Origin of the sequence: Poseidonibacter lekithochrous (assembly GCF_018861145.1) — a bacterium.
Classification (GTDB): Bacteria; Campylobacterota; Campylobacteria; order Campylobacterales; family Arcobacteraceae; genus Poseidonibacter; species Poseidonibacter lekithochrous_A.
In genome coordinates, this window is the sequence record NZ_JAHKQT010000007.1 from 45,110 (window position 1) to 62,687 (window position 17,578).

Sequence of the window (17,578 nt, forward strand, 5' to 3'; positions counted from 1 at the left end):
CTCTATATTTTAAAATAATCTCTAATATATTCATATCCTGAATATACTGTTAAAACAACTGCTAACCATAATAATTCAGTTGCAAATGGCCAATTCATAATTAAAAAACCAATAGCTATCATTTGAACTACAGTTTTTATTTTTCCTGCCATTGTGGAAGCTACATTTTTACCTTCATCTGCTGCAACTACCCTTAATCCTGTTATAAAGAATTCTCGTGAAAGTATTATAAATACAGCCCAAGCAGATGCTCTATCAATTACTATAAGTCCAATAAATCCAGCAAGAACAAGCATCTTATCAGCAAGTGGATCTAATATTCCACCTAATTTTGTCATTTGATTCCAAGATCTTGCAATAAAACCATCAAAAAAATCAGTTACCGATGCAATTACAAAAATAAGACCAGCAAAATAATCAAACCATGAAGGATGCCATGAAGCAAAGATAGTATTATCTCTATCTATAAAAAACCATAGCATCAGCGGAGCTAATGCTATTCTAAATAGTGCTAAAGCATTTGGAAGGTTAAGTACTTTTTCTTTCATTATCTGAAAGTTGTTCCACCGTCAACAACTAAAGTTTGAGAAGTAATCCAAGAAGCATCTTCTGTACATAAGAAATAACATGATTGTGCTAAATCTTTTGGCTGACCAATTCTATTTAAAGCTGACAAATCAATAGTTTTTTGTTTAACTTCTTCATAATTTGTAAATGCCTTAAGAGCATCCGTATCAATTGGACCTCCTGAAACAGCATTTACTCTAATATTAAATTCACCTAATTCAGTAGCTGCATATCTAACCATTGCTTCAACAGCTGCTTTATTTGTACCATGACCTGAATAGTTTGGAATATATACTAAATTTCCAGTTGACGATAAAGATACTATTGCACCACCACCGATTTTTTGCATTCTTTTTGCAGCTTGTTGTGCACCACAAACAAAAGCATTAACAGTCGCAGTATAAATATTATTTAAACCTCTTGGTTTAAGTTTCATAAATTTACCGTATCCACCAACAACAGCACGACCATAAATCATTGCATTTGAAATAAAGAAATCAACTCTATCAAAATCTTTGTCAATTTCTAAAAATAGCTCTTTATATTTTTCTGGTTCTAAAATATTAAAAGGGTATGCTTTACATTTAACACCATATTTGTCTTCAACATCTTTACAAATATCTTCTGCGAATTGTTGGTTTGAATTATATGTAAAAGCTACATTTACACCATTTTGTGCAAATTTATAAACACACTCTTTACCGATACCTTTTGTACCGCCAGATATTACTAAAGTTTTTCCTTGCATATTTTCGCTCATTATTTAATTACCTCGTATTGTTTTAATATATTTTCAAGTTTTTTCATAGTTTCTGCACTTGGTGCAGTTAAAGGAAGTCTATATTCTAATGTATCTAATAATCCAGCTAAATACATTGCTGCTTTAATTGGAATAGGGTTACTTTCACAAAATAGTACACAATTTAATGCATATAAATCTTCATTGATTTTTCTAGCTTCATCTAATTTACCTTCTTGTACTGCATGAACTAGTCTAGATTTTAAATTTGGAAGTAAATTTGCTGTTACAGAAATAATTCCTTTACAACCATTTACTAGCATTGGAAAATCAATCGCGTCATCACCTGAAACAACTACTAAATCACTTCTTTGTGATAATAACTCAATTGTTCTATCTAGCGAACCAGTAGCTTCTTTTGTAGCATAAATATTTGGAATATCATCAAAAAGTCTAATTGTAGTATCCGCTGTTAAATCAACACCTGTTCTACCTGGTACATTATATAACATAAAAGGAATTTCAACAGAAGTTGCAATTGCTTTATAATGTTGATATAAACCTTCTTGCATCGGCTTATTATAGTATGGCGTTACAGATAAAAGTCCATTTGCTCCAACAGCTTGTGCATGTTTAGCAATTTCAACTGCTTCATGTGTTGCATTTGAGCCAGCTCCTGCAATTACTTTAACATCAGTACCTTTACAAGTAGCAACTGCAACTTCAATACATGCTTTATGCTCAGCATGTGATAATGTAGCACTTTCACCTGTAGTTCCTACTGGTACCACTGCATCTATACCTTGAGCTATTTGTCTTTTTATTAAAGACTCATATTTTTCTAAATCAACTTTTCCATCTTTAAATGGGGTAATTAGTGCAGTCATTGCACCTGTAATAATTTCCATATTCATCCTTTTTTTACTACTAAATCTTCTAATTCTTATTTACTATATGTTTTGAGACTGCTTTAAAAAGTCTCAAATTTTCTATTACTTCGTCTGTTGTATCTACTTTTTTTCTTGCTTTAAAATAACTGTTGTAGAATTATTCTTAGTGAAGTATTTATTTGCTACTTTAATTAAATCTTTTTTATTTAAAGCATCAATTTTTTTCTCATATTCAAATAATGGTTTAATATTATCTCTTACAAAATATGTACCATATAAAGAGGCAACTGATGATGAACTTTCAAGTGAGAAAATAAAATCAGCTTTGCTATTAATCTTGATTTTATCAAGATCTTTTTTAGTAATATTACCTTCTTTTACTTCTTCTATAATAGCTAAAATTTCTTTTTCGATATCTTTAGCTTTAACACCTTCATTTGCAACTGCCATAAACATAAATAATCCAGGATCTTTAAGCTCCAGATTATATGCGTATACAGAGTTAACTAATCTTTTTTCATCAACTAGCCTTTTTTGTAGAATTGAGCTTTTCCCCGAACTGAATAATTCACTTAAGGCTGAAAGAGCAACTTGATCTTTATGCTCAAAGTTTGGAATATGATAAGTGATTGCAAGCATTTCAACTGCAGAATCTTTTAATATAGTTACTTTTTTAGCACCATCTTGTTTTGGTTCAACGGTATGTATTTTAGAAACTATTTCTTTTTTATTTTTAATGTCTTTGAAATATTTCTCAGATGATGCAAATACTTCTTCTTTATCTATATCTCCAGCAACTACAATAATTGCATTTTTTGGTTGATAATAAGTACTATGGAAATCACGAATATCATCAATAGACCAATTCTTTATATCACTCATAAATCCAATTGGAGTCCAATGGTATGGATGATAAATATAAGCATTATTAAATAGTCTAAATTGTAAATAACCCATTGGATTATTATCAGTTCTCCAACGTCTCTCTTCTGCAACTACATCACGTTCTGGTTGAAATTCTTCATCTTTTAATGTTAAATTTTCCATTAAATCAGCAAATAAATCTAAGGATTTATCCATATTTTTAGAAGCTGATTTGATATAATAATGAGTAAAATCAAAAGAAGTAGAAGCGTTATTAACACCTCCAAAACCTTTAACAATTTCATCAAATTCACCAGATTTAAGATTTTTTGTTGATTTAAAGTTTAAATGTTCAAGCATATGTGCTATTCCACTTTTCCCCATCTTCTCATCTCTACTCCCAACTTTATAAAATATATCTGTTGAAACTACATTTGAGCCATTTTTCATTGGAATTGCAACTATTTGTAATCCATTTTCTAATGTCTTAGTATAATATTTTGGTAAGCTATTCGCCATTAATTCTCCTGTAAGAATGAATAATGAAACAATAAACAATAAAAAAGTTTTTTTAGTTTTTCTTTGGTTTATTAAATTCATTTTAAATATTTCCCTATTTTAAATCAGCACCAATAGCTTCTTGAATATTTGAATATCCATCTTTTGCCATTAGTTCTAACATTTCTTCATTTATTTTTCTAACCATTGAAGGTCCTTCAAAAATTAGTCCTGAATACGATTGTACTAAAGAAGCACCTGCTTTAATTCTTGCGTATGCTTGCTCTGCTGTTGATATTCCACCAGCAGAAATTAGTATTGTTTTGCCATATAATTCTTTTGCAATTTCTTTAAAAATTGTGTAAGACTTATCTGTTAAACATGCACCACTTAATCCTCCAAAATCTTGACAATTTGGAACAAGTGAATAATCAATAGTTGTATTCGTTGCAATTATTCCCGCAGCTCCTGCATTTACTGCACTATTACATAAATCAATAGCAACTTGTACTTCTATATCTGGAGCAATTTTTAATAAAATTGGCTTATTTGTAAACTTTTTTGCCATTGTAAAAAGTTCAGTGATAAATTTTTCATTTTGTAAATCTCTTAAATTTGGAGTATTTGGACTTGAGATATTTATTACTAAATAATCACTAGTTGCTTCAAATTTTTTAATTAACATTTTATAATCACTTAATGCAAACTCTTCAGGGGTAGTTTTATTTTTACCAATATTTACTCCAACTGGAATAGAAGCTGGATAAACTTTTTTTAAGTTCTTAAGTACTTTATGCGCACCTTCATTATTAAATCCCATTGCATTTTGAACACTTTTTTCTTCTGGATATCTAAACATTCGTGGCTTTGGATTTCCATCTTGAGGTTTCGGTGTCATTGTTCCAATTTCAGTAAATCCAAAACCTAATGAAGGCATAGCTTTTACCATTGTTGCATTTTTATCAAAACCAGCAGCAAGACCTACGGGATTTGAAAAAGTAACTCCAAATAATTCTTGTGAAAGTTTAGAATTAGTATTGAAGTTTTTCTTTTCCATTATATTTTTTAGAATTTTACATTTTCCTACAATTCTTAAACTACATTCAGCCATATTATGTGCTGTTTCTGGTTCAAATTTGAATAGGACTTTTTTTAGTGTGTTATAACAAAACAAGAATGGCCTTTTTTTAAATTTAGATATTTTATCTAAAAATCGTTAAATATAAGTTTTAATAAAAATAGTTATTGATTAGAAAGTAATAAAGAACTATAAAATAGCTCTTTATAGTCAAAATTATATATTTGCTAAATTATATAATCTTTGATACTCTTTACATGATTTTAAAAGATTCTCTTCTGTATTCATATCAATAATTTCACCGTCTTTAAATACTGCAATTTTACTTGCATTTTTAATAGTACTTAGTCTATGAGCAATTACAAATGTGATTTTATCAATACTTACATCATCAATTACTTGTGAAATAATTGATTCACTTTCATTATCAAGAGCTGATGTTGCTTCATCTAAAATAAGTATCTTAGGTTTTTTATATAAAGCTCTTGCAATTGCAATTCTTTGCCTTTGTCCTCCAGATAAATTTGTTCCAAATTCATCAAGTTGTGTATTTATGCCATCTTGCATTTTTGAAATAAAATCATAGGCATGAGCTTGTTTTAACACTTCAATTACTCTTTGCTCATCTATTTCATAACCATAAGCAACATTTGCGCTTATTGTATCGTTAAAGATATAAACTCTTTGTGTTACTATTGAAATATTTTCTCTTAAAGATTTTAATGAAAGTTCATTTAATAAATTATCATTTATTTTTATTTCACCTTCTGAAATATCATAAAATCTAATAATTGTATTTATTAAAGAAGATTTTCCTCCACCACTATCACCTACAAGCGCAATAGTATCACCTTTTTTTGCTTCAAAACTAATATTTTTTAAAGCTTTAAAATCTCCATAATTTAAAGAAACATTGTTAAATGATATCTTTTTTATGTCATTAGGAAACTCATTATTTCCTGCAAGTATTGTAGCTTTTGAATCAAGCATTTCATTGATTCTATCATTTGCAGCAAGGGCATCTTGCATTTTATTATATAATGAAGATAATCTTTTAATAGGTGTATATAACATAAATAAAGCTGCAATAAATGAACTAAATGTTCCAGTTGTAAGCTCTCCAGAAATTACTTTTGAACCTCCAACTAAAATAACGGCTGCAAAGGCAAATGAACCAATTATTTCCATTAGAGGAGATGTTAATTCATTTGTTTTTACTGCTTTCATATTATATTTAAAAAAGTTTAGATTATAAATTGAAAACTTTTTTGCTTCAATTTCTTCTGTTGAATTTGCTTTTATTATCTCTATATTATTAAAAGATTCACTTAAAGATGATGTAATATCAGCATTTGACTCTTGGGATTTAAAAGATAACTTTTTCATTCTTTTTGCAAGTTTTGATAAAGGCCAAATAGCAAGAGGCAGGACAACTAGTCCATAGAATGCTAGTTCAGGTGAGTGATAAATAACTAAAGCAATAAGTGCGACAATTGTAAGCATTTCTCTTATAAATTCTGCAACATAGTTTGAAACAGCTTGTTGAATTCTATTTATATCATTTATAATTCTACTTACAAGTTCACCACCGTGTTTTTTTTGAAAGAAATCCATATCTAAAGTAAGAACATGAGCAAAGAGTCTATCTCGTACTATTCTTGTAATATCTTGACCTATAAAAGATATATAATAAGCTTGAATATATCGTCCGAAACCTTTTGCTGTATATAGAACAATTACAAAAATAGGCATCATGTATAACATTTCTTCATCTTTATTGATAAAAATATCATCTAATAAAGGCTGAATAGCATAAGCAGTACCAGCTGTTGCTCCTGATACTAAAATAATTCCTATGAATGCATAAAAAAATTGAAGTTTATAGTTTTTATAAAAGGGAGAGTATTGTTTGAAAAAATCTTTCATTTAAATCCTAGTAATATTTATTAAAAAAGCGATTATATCTAAATTGTAATTAATTACTAAAATCTAAAAATGTATCATTTTTTAAACATTAAAAGAAACTTTTGAAATCCAAAAGCTTTAATAGTAAGAAAAAATAAAATAAATCCACTAAGTGTACTTGCAAAGGCAAGACCCGCTGCACCGAAAGGTTGTATTAAAAGTAGTGAAAAAACTATATTCCATCCCAAACTATATACAGATATTTTTGCAGCTAAAAACTGTTGTTCTTTTGCATATAACCAAAGAGAGAAAATTTTCCCAATTCCAAAGGGAAGAAGTCCAATTAAATACATAGATAATATTAATGCAGTGTTTATTGTATCTGTACTTGTAAAAGCACCTCGTTCAAATAATAAACTAATAATAAATTCATTAAAAACAATACCAATTAGAGTAGATATTAAAAGTAGTCCAAATAAAATAAGAGAAGACTTTTTCATTAAAGATAGCGCTTTATCTTCATCTTTGTTTTTTATACTTCTTGCAATCATTGGAAAAAGTGCAACAGATGTTGCTATTGCAAATAGAGCAAGTGGAAGTTGAAAAACTCTATTTCCATAATAAAGATATGAAATTGAACCTGTCATTAAAAAAGATGCTAGCCAAGTATCTATAAAAGCAGATAGATGAGTTGTTGAAGAACCCACTGTTGCAGACATAAAGTTTTTATAAAATTTATTTTCTTCTTTTTTCTTATGTTTTTTAAAATGAAATATTTTACATAAACTTAATCTTTTCATAGCATATATATGAACTAGAATTTGTAATAAACCTCCTGCTAATACTCCATAAGATAAATAAAATGTAATTTCATATTTTCCCATATCTTGAGATATTAAAAGTGCAGATATCATCGCAAGATTTAATAGAGCAGTAGAGTATGCTGTTGTTGCAAAGTGATGTTTATATTGTAAAAGTGCTGCCATAAATGTAACTACAAAAATCATTGGTAAATAGTAGAAGTTTATTGCAAATAATGGGGCTGCTAAATCAATAGTTTCTTGATCAAAACCTATTGCAATTGCTTTGGCAACAAGTGAAGAAAATAGGGTAACTAAAAGTGAAAGAATAATCAAAAATCCAAATAGCTGTAAAAATACTACAGAAGAAAATCTAATCTTATGATTTGATTTTGCATATGCTGGAATAAAAGCTTGTGTAAATGCACCTTCTGCAAAAATTCTTCTAAATAAATTAGGTAGTTTAAAAGCAACAAAGAAAATATCAGAATAAATATTCGCTCCTAAAATAGAAGCTGTTAATAAATCTCTAGTGAAGCCTAAAATTCTTGATGTTAAGATACCTGTACTATTTGTAAAAATTGATTTTATTAACATTAGTTTCCTACTTTGTAGTCAGAACTTGAATGTATAAGTATTTGTGAAACACCCCTATATTCTGCTATATGTGCACTATTTAAAGTGATTGTTTGATTTGTTTTTGGTAAATCTTTTTTATTTTTTGCATATAGTTTTATTGATTTACCTTTTAATAACTTATTTGAACTATCTATATAAAGTTTTTTATTTTTAACTTTACCTTTTAAATTAAAAGCTATTTCATTTTGATTTTTTGGATTAAAAATATCATTTTTCTTTGCATTTATGAATAAAGATTTATAGTTTTTAAAACGACCACTTTCTTCTAAAACTGAAAAAGAATCAACTTCTTTTAAGCCATTATAATCAACAATTTCATTGATTTGTAAAGTATATGAATATCCTAACTTTAAGCCTTGAGCATGTTTATAAATATAAATTGCACGTTCATCTTTTTGTTTTATTATTGCACCTGTTTTACTTTTGTAAATGACAACTGCATTTTTTATAATTGCAGGTTCTACTAATTTCATTTTAGTATATAAATCACTAATAGTATTTAGCTCTTTTTTACTATTCTTCTTAATTTCTTTTATAGGGTTTGTTTTTTCTTTTGAAGTTGAAAACTTTGCATAAATTGGTAAGTGATCTGAATAACCAGTACCTACATGAACCTTATTATATTTTGAACCTTTCATTTGCCATCTTAAAACTTTGTTGTTTCTATAAAGATAGTTTGGTTTGAAAACTTTAAAAGAGTTATGAACATATGAAATATTTTTAGTATCTAAAAGTGCAGGGGATAGAATAATATTATCGGGTGTATTACTTTGAGTTCTATATTTATTTGAAAATCTATCATTTGTTGGAAGGTCTAACCAAAGATTAAAGTGAACTTTTCTTTTTTGTTTTAAAACATCATCATAAGTAATATATTTATTTCCTACTGTTGTATTTAAAACTTGATTTATTCCTGTAATTCCTGAAGTGTTATTTAGTTTTTTATTATATTTAAAACTTCTATCTTCATCATAATTAGAGTTAAAATCTCCAACTAAAATATAATCATAATCTCTGGGAAGTTTTGAAAGTCTATCTTGAAGTTTTTTTGCAAATTTAACTCTATAACTTTCTGCTATTCTTTTTGAAGGCCAGTGATTATTAAAGATCTTAAACTCTTTATTTTCTAATTCAAAAGTCGTTTCTAAAATAGGTCTAAATATTTTATTTGTGAATTTTACATCAATTTGTCTATTATTTTTGATTTTGACTTTTGATAAAAAACCAAGACCTACAGAAGACCTTTCGTATTTTACAAATGATGAATATTTATAATCTGGTATTTTTTTTAATAGAAGTTGCATCACTTCTCTATTTTCTATTTCCTGCAGAGCAATAATATCTGCATCAATATCTTTTATAACTTTTACTGCATTATTGATTTTGATATTGAAGTTTTTTTGATTCCATTTTGAGGCTGTATTTGGAATGAATTCTTTATACTCACTATTTTGTTTTTTTAAATCAAATAAATTTTCTGCATTATAACTAGCAATAGTAAAATCTTTTGCATAAATATTAAATGTAAGGAAGCATAATAAAAGTATTTTTATCAAAGTTTTCTCCAGTAATTTTTTCTTATATTACCAAAGATATTATTTCTGTGAGCTAAAAGGATAAAAAGTAAGCAAGAAAAGCTTCTTACTTACTTTTTATTTGGTCTATTTTTTAGAATTTAATCTTGATTGATATTCTTGAGGATGTTTACATACTGGACAAACTTTAGGGGCTTTTTTACCTCTATGAATATGTCCACATACTTCACAGAACCACTCTTCCTCTTCATCTTCACTTACGTGCTCAGCACCAGCTTCAAGTCTTTCAAGAAGTCGTCTAAACATTTTTTCATGTTCAACTTCAATTTTTCCAATTCCAGTAAATAATCTTGCTGCTTCACTATATCCTTCTTCTTTTGCTATTGCTGCAAAATCAGGATACATAGTTGTATTCTCATAAGATTCACCTTCAATTGCATGATTAAGGTTTTCTTTTGTATCTCCAAAGTTATTATCAGTTCCTGATACCATTCTATTATGTAAAGCTAATTCTAGTTTAGCATGAGTCTTTTCATTATTTGCAGCTCTTTGGAAATGTTCAGCAATGTCTCTAAAACCTTCTTTTTGTGCAACTTTTGCAAAATATTCATATTCATTTCTAGCCATTGACTCACCAGCAACAGCTTTCATTAAATTTACAAGAGTAAGATTTTCAGTAACCATATCCATTGCTTGACCACAGCAGTGTAATTCACCACCACCAACATTTTGAACTTCAACTTCATTACCACATTTACTACACTTATATGTTTCGTACTTTCTCATATTCTTTCCTCTAAAATTTTAATAATTAATCTTATACCTATTCTTATTAAATTACTATTAAATTATCCTACTGTTACGTCTTTGTTTCTCTTTTTAAAGTACTCTTTTTCAACTGCACATAATGGACATTGCTTTGGTGGTTTTTTACCTCTGTGAACATGTCCACATACTTCACAAACCCATTCTTCATCTTTATCATCTGATTCTAAGAATCCTTCTTTAATTAATTCTTCTTTTAATTCTAAGTACTCTTTTTCATGTTCAACTTCAACTTTGCCAATTCCTTTAAACATTCTTGCAATTTCTTTTAAACCTTCTTCTTTTGCAATTGCTTCAAAGTTTGGATACATTTCTTCATGTTCATATTTTTCACCATCTGCTGCATATTGAATATTTTTAGCTGTACTATCTAATTCTACATTATTTACTAATTTATTATAAGCTTTTAATTCAGCAATTGCATGGTATTTTTCATTTTCTGCTGCTTCTTTAAAGAATCTAGCAATTCTATGTAATCCTTCTTCAAATGCAATTTCTGCAAAGAATTCATATTTGTTTCTTGCTTGTGATTCACCTGCAAATGCTTTCATTAAGTTTACTGCAGTTAGGTTTTCTGTAATCATTTCCATTTCATTTCCACAACATGATAATTTTGCTGTTTCATTTGCCTCTTGAACTTCTACTTCGCATCCACATGTATTACATTTATAAGTTTGATATTGTTTCATTTTTAAATCCTATTTATTTAATTTTAATTTTCTAAGGATAATTTTTATCCTTTAGAGAAGTATAGTGAAAATAAACTTAAAGGAAAATTATTCTCTTTTAATAAAATTATGTTATAGTGTTATTACTAAAGATTAGTTAGAATTGATTAATTAATTTTTATATTAAGGTGAAAATAAATAAATTATATAGTATTATTTCACAAAAGGAAGAGTAAACATGACAAATTATACAGTATTATTAAAAAATTATAATTTGAAAGTAACACCTCAAAGAGTTGCTATTGTTGAAGAGCTTTATTTAAATGGTCATATGAATATTGACGATTTATATAAAAAGCTACTTGCAAAGTTTCCTTCTATTTCACTTGCAACAATATATAAAAATATTAATGCAATGGTTGAAAAGGTTTTTCTTTCAGAAGTAAAAATACCAAATACTAAATCAGTTTTTGAATTAGTAAAAGAAGAACATGCTCATTTAGTATGTTCAGAATGTGGAAATATTGAAGATATGATGTTGGATGTATCAAGCGTTTTAGAGGAAGTTACTTCAAAAAGTCAATTTAAAATTGAGTCTACAAATTTAGTTTTATCTGGCCTTTGTCCAAATTGTAATAAATAAAAAATATTATAGTCTAGCTTTTAAGCTAGACTATTTTGTACTACTAACGCTAAAATAACCATTAAAGCGATTCCCGCAGATTTATTATAAAGTTTATTTGCAGTTATAAATACTAACATTAATGATGCAATAAATGCAGCTGCTATATCAAAAAAGTTTAAAGATAAATCTACATTTAATGGATTTATTAAAGCAGATACTCCTAATACCATTGTAAAGTTTGCAACATTTGAACCTATGATATTACCAATTGCTAAATCTGTATTGTTATTCATTGCTGATTTAACTGAAATTGTAAGTTCAGGAAGAGATGTACCAAATGCAATTAAGAATAATCCGATAATCCATTCTGAAATTCCAAAACTTCTAGCTATATTTGATGCACTATCAATTGCAAAATCTGCACCTGCTACTACAAAGACAAATCCTATTGCTAATAAGCCGGCTGTTTTACCCCATGCAAATTTTTCTTTTACAAGTTCTTCATCTATTTCTTCAAGTGAATTACTAGAAATTAAGAACATTAAATATCCAACCATTAATATAAGAAATAAAATACCATCAACAAAATTTATTTTTCCATCAATTCCCATAAGAATAAAGGCTAAAATTGGGAATAAAGACCATGCTGAATCTTTTGCGAATAAATCTCTTGAAGGATTTACTTTTTTAGCTATTAAAAATACAACTCCTAAAACTAAGGATATATTAAAAATAGTACTTCCTATTACATTTGCAACTGCAATATCAGCACTTCCTTTCATAGAAGCAGACATAGAAACTGCCATCTCGGGTAATGAAGTCCCCAGGGCTACAAGTGTTGCACCAATTACAAAACTTGAAATATTGTAATGCAGTGCAATTTTTTCACTTTGTTCGATAATAAAATCAGCACCATAAATTAGTGCTGCCATCGAGAGTATAAATATAAATATATCCATTTTATGAATTCCTTACTATTAAGCTATTTGGCAAATTAAATTGTTTGATTAGTTCTTCTTCTTTTTCTCTATGTTCACCTGCATCAATTTCATGATCAAAGCCTAATAAATGCAAAAGACCATGAATAAATAAAAGTGAAAACTCTTCTTGGGATGTATGTTCATACTCTTTGGCTTTGTCTTCTACATAATCTGATGAGATTACAATAGAACCCAAAGGCATATTTGGCATATCAAACTCTAAAGGAAAACTTAGAACATCTGTAGCTTTATCAATATTTCTATGCTCTTTGTTTAATTCTTGAATTTCATCATTATTTACAACAATTAATTCAATATCTTTAGATGTTAAAGAAGTAGTAATATCTTCAAGTAAAGAAGTGTTTATTTTCAATGAAGTATTATTTTCTATATCAATCATAATTTACCTTTTAATTTTCGCGAGTATATCAAACTTTTGCAAATTAAAAGTTTAATTATAATAAAGTTATATATTAATAAGAATAATATAAGGACTTAATATGGCTTTAGAAATTGGAATAAAAGATAGTATTGAATTTAAAGTAGAAAATAGTGATTTAGCAAGTAATTTAAATATCTCAAAAGATGATAGTTTCCCCGATGTTTTTGCAACGGCTAGACTTGTTGCTTTAATGGAGTGTTCAGCTGCAAAAATATTAATACCATTATTAAAAGAAGGTGAACTTTCAGTTGGTGTTGGTGTGAATATTACTCATTTAGCTGCAACACTTGAAGGGGATACTGCAATTTCAACTGCTACTTTTGATGGAATGGAAGGAAAACTTTTCAAGTTTTCAATTGAAGTAGTTGATTCTGGTGGAAAAATAGGAGTAGGAACTCATACAAGAGCTATAGTTTCAACTGATAGATTAATGTCAGGGGCTAAAAAAAGAGTTGCTAAGTAAAACTTATGAATGTAAGAGTTTTTAATAATAGAACTATTTTAAAATAGTTCTATCATTTTAGATACTTCATCTACAGGAAAGCACTTAAGCTTTAATTTCATACTTGGTTTTTGTGCAATCACTGCTTTTTGAATTCCTTGTGCTTGAGCTTCTTTTAATCTCATATCTATTGAGAAAACATCTTTAATCTCACCCGTTAGTGAAACTTCACCAATAAATACAGACTCTTTTGAAATTGGTCTATCTCTAAAAGAAGAAATAATAGCTGCAACTACGGCTAAATCAGCTGAACTTTCTTTGATTTTAATACCACCTGAAATATTTACAAATACATCATAGTGATTTAGAGGTAAATCAATCTTTTTCTCTAATAATGCTAAAAGCATATTAAGTCTTGCTCCATCAAATCCCGTTGCACTTCGTTTTGGATTTGGATTTGTACTTTCCGTTACAAGTGCTTGAACTTCAAGAATTAAAGCACGGCTTCCTTCCATTACGATAGTTAAAGCTGAACCTGATTGTGCTTTTGACTTATCAAAGAATTTTGAAGCAATATCTTTTGCACTTACTAGTCCTTCATTTGTCATCTCAAAAATACCAATTTCAGAAGTTGAACCAAACCTATTTTTAAAACCACGTAGCATTCGTATTTCTTTGCTTGCTTCACCTTCAAAGTATAATACAGTATCAACCATATGCTCTAGTACTCTAGGTCCTGCAATACTTCCATCTTTTGTTATATGTCCAATAATAAACATAGCGATGTTTGTCTCTTTTGCTTTTCTCATAAGCTCAAAAGTTATCTCTCTTACTTGTGAAACACTTCCTGGTGCACTTGTAAGATTTGAGGAGTAAATAGTTTGAATTGAATCAATAATTACAACATCATAGTTTACTCTTAAAAGCTCATCTTGAATCTCTTCTAATTTAATTTCACTTAATAAATATACATCATCATGGTTTGCATCAAGTCTATCCGCACGAAGTTTTATCTGTCCTGCACTTTCTTCTCCTGATACATAAAGCACTTTTCTTCCACTTGTAGCAATTGAACCTGCTACTTTTAAAAGAAGTGTAGATTTACCAACTCCTGGACTTCCCCCAATTAAAGTAAGACTTCCTGGGACTATACCTCCACCTAAAACCAAATCTAATTCATCATTATTAGATGAAAATCTAACTACATTATCTTGTTTGATTTGAGTAATAGGAACTGCTTTTGTATTTGTGTCTTTAACTTTTGATGTTTGTTTTAATACTTCTTGTTGGTCTTGATTTAATTCTATAAAGGAATCCCATCCTCCACAACTTGGGCACTTCCCAAGCCATTTTGTTGCTTGTTCTCCACAGTGTTGACATTCAAATAGTGATGTTTTTTTCTTAGCCATTTATTTTCCTTAAAAATCTAAAGGTGATTCTATATCATTTTTGTTTAATTCCTTGACTACATGAGTATAAATCATAGTTGTTTAAACTGATTTATGACTAATAGTCTTTTGGCCATGTTTATTATTTAAAATATAAAAATGACCAATTCTCTAATTATTTCATAAAAAAAGGTTTAATAAAATAATATCTAATATATCTTTTTGTATCTAAAAATATTTCAATATGTAATATTTTTACTGTAAAGTACTTAAGTATGGTGCTTCACCAGAATTAATTGGAGATATTTATAAAATGATGATAGATTTCTTTATAGAAGAAGAATTAAATGAGTGAAATAGACAACAAAATATATAACAAAGTATTGGAAAAGAATAAATTATATATTCTATTGGAAAACTTATTGGTTTTTTGTAATTGATTTGTTTCCTGTCAGCAATAAAGACTTCAAAAAAATAAGACAAATACTAATTGATAAAAAGAAAATAGATGGAGATTTTCACTGGAACTATTAAAACAAGATTATATATGTATGAAAAAGTTCCATATCTTGATTTAAGAAGAAACAAAACTAAATAGTTTTGTTTCTAATGTTGTACTTTCATTCTAAAATATCTTGGGAATTTATATTTTAATGATTCATCAATTTCAAGAGGAAATATTTTTAAAATAGATGGTCTTATTAGGTTATAATGTTGTCTATTTCCACTCATATATTTTAATTGTTCATATCTTCCATCTTTTAAAATTGTTACTCTAATATTTACATCACCTAAGTTTTCTAATATGTTTTTATCTACATCTTTTGAAATATTTGAATAAATTTTTTCTTTAATCTTTTTATAGAATGCTTGAATAGTTATCGGACCTGTAACTTCTTTTGTTATTTGAATCTTATCTTCTACTTTTTTAATTTTCTTTTCTTCTCTTATTGCTTCTTTAAGTGCCTCTTTTATCTCTTTTTTAACTTTTTCAAATTTTTGGATTTGTTCTTTTTTTTGTTCTTCTTTCACTACTTGTTCTTTTTCTTCTATAAAAGGAAGTGCTTCTGTATTTGTATTAATATTTTTTTCAACAATAGTTGGATTTTCAAGTGAATTATCTATAACATCCTGTGACCCAAAAAAGAAAGAGTATAGGCCATATAATATAGCACCTATTAGTAGCAAAATTAAAGTATCTTCAATAAATGATTTACTTTTGGTATTCAATATTTATCCTTGCATCTAAATTTTTTATTTAAATGTAAGTTTAGCATTTTTTTTAAAATTGTAAGTAAAATTAAAAAAACATTGTAATAATTATGTACAAAAATTGTTGTATAATATAATTAGAAATAAAAACTTTATTAAAAGATGAAAGATTACATTTTATGCCACATATTCACAGAAAAAGAAATAAAAATTTAGGTGTTTTAGAATTAGTAGCCATTGCCTTAGGTGGAATGGTTGGAGGTGGTATATTTACTGTTTTAGGTATATCTGTTTCAATGATTGGAGTTTATACTCCTTTGGCTTTTATAGTTGGTGGTTCATTAGCTTTTCTTGCAGTTTATTCATATATTAAATTAGCAGTTTTTTATAAAGATGAAGGAGCAACTTATTCTTTTTTCAAGAAAACTTTTCCTAACTCCTCTTTAGCTGCATCGCTTATTGGCTGGTGGGTTATATTTGGTTACATAAGTACTCTATCTTTATATGCTTATACTTTTTCTTCTTATGCGATAAGTGCTTTTGATTTTGCAGATAATGAAATAGTACGAAAACTAGTTGCTGGTCTTATCATACTAATTTTCACATTGATTAATGTATGGAGTGTTAAAGGAATGGGTAAACTTGAAGATATCATGGTTTACACAAAACTTATAATCTTAGCAGTAATTTCATTTGTCCTAATAAATAATTCAAATACCACACTTCCTGTTTTAATACAAAACAATGATGATGTAAGTATTCTTTCTATTTTGATAGTAGCATCATTGACTTTTGTTGCATTTGAAGGTTTTCAACTTGTAATTAATGCAGTTAATGAAATGGAAAAGCCAGAGCTAAATATTCCAAAATCAATATATATTTCTTTGATTTTAGCTATTTTAATATATTTTACACTTTCATATGGTGCAATAGTTTCTATACCTTTTGATGTAATAATCCAAAATGAAGAGTATGCCTTAGCCTCTGGAGCTGAAAAAATATTAGGGCATTGGGGAACTGATTTGGTGATACTTGGAGCTTTATTAGCAACTAGCAGTGCTATTAGTGGTACACTTTTTGGTGCATCAAGACAAATGTCTGTAATAGCTCGAGATGGATATTTCCCTCAGTTTTTAACAAAACGAAAAAACAATATCCCTTATCTTGCAATTATTACTATGGCTGGATTTTCATTTGTATTAATTTTACTTGGTGATTTAAAAGTTATCTTAGAGTTTAGTAGTGTTACATTTTTATTAGTTTCACTTCTTATGGCTTATGCAAATTTTAAAATATATAAAAAGACTTCCTCTTCTCTATTTATAACTATTTTAGCTATATTAGGATTATTATTAGGAATGGTTTTAATTTTATATTATGAGTATACTACGCAAGTTGAACAGCTTTATTTTATTGGTGGATTATATATTATTCTTACTCTTGGCGCATATCTTTATTCTTTTCAAAAAAAGATAGCTTAA

The 17,578-nt window shown here is 27.9% G+C and carries 17 protein-coding genes; 3 read left to right on the plus strand and 14 right to left on the minus strand.

Going from position 1 to position 17,578, the window contains the following annotated elements; genetic code table 11:
- Positions 1-2: 2 nt before the first annotated feature.
- The 10 genes from pgsA to KO488_RS03470 form a co-directional block, all read right to left on the minus strand.
- Positions 3-548, minus strand: a complete 546-nt coding sequence (pgsA, locus tag KO488_RS03425; protein ID WP_216057394.1) for a CDP-diacylglycerol--glycerol-3-phosphate 3-phosphatidyltransferase — start codon at positions 546-548, stop codon at positions 3-5.
- Entirely contained in the window at positions 548-1,327 is a 780-nt protein-coding gene (locus KO488_RS03430) for an enoyl-ACP reductase (protein ID WP_216057395.1), read from the minus strand. Before KO488_RS03430 ends, pgsA begins: the two co-directional genes overlap by 1 nt.
- Positions 1,327-2,214 (minus strand): 4-hydroxy-tetrahydrodipicolinate synthase, encoded by an 888-nt coding sequence (dapA, locus tag KO488_RS03435; protein WP_216057396.1) that lies wholly within the window; start codon positions 2,212-2,214, stop codon positions 1,327-1,329. Before dapA ends, KO488_RS03430 begins: the two co-directional genes overlap by 1 nt.
- Before the next feature lie 102 nt (positions 2,215-2,316).
- The gene (locus KO488_RS03440; protein ID WP_216057449.1) at positions 2,317-3,579 is read right to left on the minus strand and encodes a M16 family metallopeptidase; all 1,263 of its coding nucleotides are present in this window, start codon (positions 3,577-3,579) and stop codon (positions 2,317-2,319) included.
- Between the two features lie 94 nt (positions 3,580-3,673).
- Entirely contained in the window at positions 3,674-4,732 is a 1,059-nt protein-coding gene (locus tag KO488_RS03445) for a quinone-dependent dihydroorotate dehydrogenase (RefSeq protein WP_216057397.1), read from the minus strand.
- A 120-nt stretch (positions 4,733-4,852) separates the two neighbouring features.
- On the minus strand, positions 4,853-6,562 hold the full coding sequence (locus KO488_RS03450) for an ABC transporter ATP-binding protein (protein ID WP_216057398.1): 1,710 nt from the start codon (positions 6,560-6,562) through the stop codon (positions 4,853-4,855).
- 74 nt (positions 6,563-6,636) lie between these two features.
- Positions 6,637-7,938, minus strand: a complete 1,302-nt coding sequence (gene murJ / locus KO488_RS03455) for a murein biosynthesis integral membrane protein MurJ (protein ID WP_216057399.1) — start codon at positions 7,936-7,938, stop codon at positions 6,637-6,639.
- Positions 7,938-9,536, minus strand: coding sequence for an endonuclease/exonuclease/phosphatase family protein (locus KO488_RS03460; RefSeq protein WP_228318996.1), 1,599 nt, complete (start codon positions 9,534-9,536; stop codon positions 7,938-7,940). The genes murJ and KO488_RS03460 overlap by 1 nt, the downstream gene beginning before the upstream one ends.
- A gap of 105 nt (positions 9,537-9,641) precedes the next feature.
- Complete coding sequence (locus KO488_RS03465) at positions 9,642-10,301, minus strand: ferritin family protein (protein ID WP_216057400.1); 660 nt, start codon at positions 10,299-10,301, stop codon at positions 9,642-9,644.
- Between the two features lie 62 nt (positions 10,302-10,363).
- Positions 10,364-11,029 (minus strand): ferritin family protein, encoded by a 666-nt coding sequence (locus KO488_RS03470; protein WP_216057401.1) that lies wholly within the window; start codon positions 11,027-11,029, stop codon positions 10,364-10,366.
- A 217-nt stretch (positions 11,030-11,246) separates the two neighbouring features.
- Here KO488_RS03470 and KO488_RS03475 point away from each other — a divergent pair, with 217 nt between their 5' ends.
- Entirely contained in the window at positions 11,247-11,651 is a 405-nt protein-coding gene (locus KO488_RS03475) for a Fur family transcriptional regulator (protein WP_216057402.1), read from the plus strand.
- Between the two features lie 20 nt (positions 11,652-11,671).
- Here the strand turns inward: KO488_RS03475 and KO488_RS03480 are convergent, their stop codons facing one another.
- Together KO488_RS03480 and ybeY are read right to left on the minus strand one after the other, a co-directional pair.
- Positions 11,672-12,592 (minus strand): calcium/sodium antiporter, encoded by a 921-nt coding sequence (locus KO488_RS03480; protein WP_216057403.1) that lies wholly within the window; start codon positions 12,590-12,592, stop codon positions 11,672-11,674.
- A 1-nt stretch (position 12,593) separates the two neighbouring features.
- Positions 12,594-13,013, minus strand: a complete 420-nt coding sequence (ybeY, locus tag KO488_RS03485; RefSeq protein ID WP_216057404.1) for an rRNA maturation RNase YbeY — start codon at positions 13,011-13,013, stop codon at positions 12,594-12,596.
- Between the two features lie 100 nt (positions 13,014-13,113).
- Between ybeY and KO488_RS03490 the strand changes: the two genes are divergently transcribed.
- Positions 13,114-13,518, plus strand: a complete 405-nt coding sequence (locus tag KO488_RS03490) for a thioesterase family protein (protein WP_216057405.1) — start codon at positions 13,114-13,116, stop codon at positions 13,516-13,518.
- 38 nt (positions 13,519-13,556) lie between these two features.
- Here KO488_RS03490 and radA read toward each other — a convergent pair whose 3' ends face one another.
- On the minus strand, positions 13,557-14,906 hold the full coding sequence (gene radA, locus KO488_RS03495; RefSeq protein WP_216057406.1) for a DNA repair protein RadA: 1,350 nt from the start codon (positions 14,904-14,906) through the stop codon (positions 13,557-13,559).
- A gap of 585 nt (positions 14,907-15,491) precedes the next feature.
- Positions 15,492-16,115 carry a hypothetical protein gene (locus KO488_RS03500; RefSeq protein WP_216057407.1) on the minus strand — a complete coding sequence of 208 codons (624 nt, stop codon included), beginning with the start codon at positions 16,113-16,115 and terminating at the stop codon, positions 15,492-15,494.
- A 161-nt stretch (positions 16,116-16,276) separates the two neighbouring features.
- On the opposite strand from KO488_RS03500, the gene KO488_RS03505 reads away from it, so the two are divergent.
- On the plus strand, positions 16,277-17,578 hold the full coding sequence (locus KO488_RS03505; protein WP_216057408.1) for an APC family permease: 1,302 nt from the start codon (positions 16,277-16,279) through the stop codon (positions 17,576-17,578).

What these genes read in the sequence shown, in the direction of transcription:
- KO488_RS03505 (WP_216057408.1), top strand. Translation starts at nt 16,277, where the DNA reads ATGCCACATATTCACAGAAAAAGAAATAAAAATTTAGGTGTTTTAGAA.
- KO488_RS03470 (WP_216057401.1), bottom strand. Translation starts at nt 11,029, where the DNA reads ATGAAACAATATCAAACTTATAAATGTAATACATGTGGATGCGAAGTA.
- pgsA (WP_216057394.1), bottom strand. Translation starts at nt 548, where the DNA reads ATGAAAGAAAAAGTACTTAACCTTCCAAATGCTTTAGCACTATTTAGA.
- radA (WP_216057406.1), bottom strand. Translation starts at nt 14,906, where the DNA reads ATGGCTAAGAAAAAAACATCACTATTTGAATGTCAACACTGTGGAGAA.
- KO488_RS03475 (WP_216057402.1), top strand. Translation starts at nt 11,247, where the DNA reads ATGACAAATTATACAGTATTATTAAAAAATTATAATTTGAAAGTAACA.
- murJ (WP_216057399.1), bottom strand. Translation starts at nt 7,938, where the DNA reads ATGTTAATAAAATCAATTTTTACAAATAGTACAGGTATCTTAACATCA.
- ybeY (WP_216057404.1), bottom strand. Translation starts at nt 13,013, where the DNA reads ATGATTGATATAGAAAATAATACTTCATTGAAAATAAACACTTCTTTA.
- KO488_RS03480 (WP_216057403.1), bottom strand. Translation starts at nt 12,592, where the DNA reads ATGGATATATTTATATTTATACTCTCGATGGCAGCACTAATTTATGGT.
- KO488_RS03450 (WP_216057398.1), bottom strand. Translation starts at nt 6,562, where the DNA reads ATGAAAGATTTTTTCAAACAATACTCTCCCTTTTATAAAAACTATAAA.
- KO488_RS03430 (WP_216057395.1), bottom strand. Translation starts at nt 1,327, where the DNA reads ATGAGCGAAAATATGCAAGGAAAAACTTTAGTAATATCTGGCGGTACA.
- KO488_RS03465 (WP_216057400.1), bottom strand. Translation starts at nt 10,301, where the DNA reads ATGAGAAAGTACGAAACATATAAGTGTAGTAAATGTGGTAATGAAGTT.
- KO488_RS03490 (WP_216057405.1), top strand. Translation starts at nt 13,114, where the DNA reads ATGGCTTTAGAAATTGGAATAAAAGATAGTATTGAATTTAAAGTAGAA.
- dapA (WP_216057396.1), bottom strand. Translation starts at nt 2,214, where the DNA reads ATGGAAATTATTACAGGTGCAATGACTGCACTAATTACCCCATTTAAA.
- KO488_RS03440 (WP_216057449.1), bottom strand. Translation starts at nt 3,579, where the DNA reads ATGGCGAATAGCTTACCAAAATATTATACTAAGACATTAGAAAATGGA.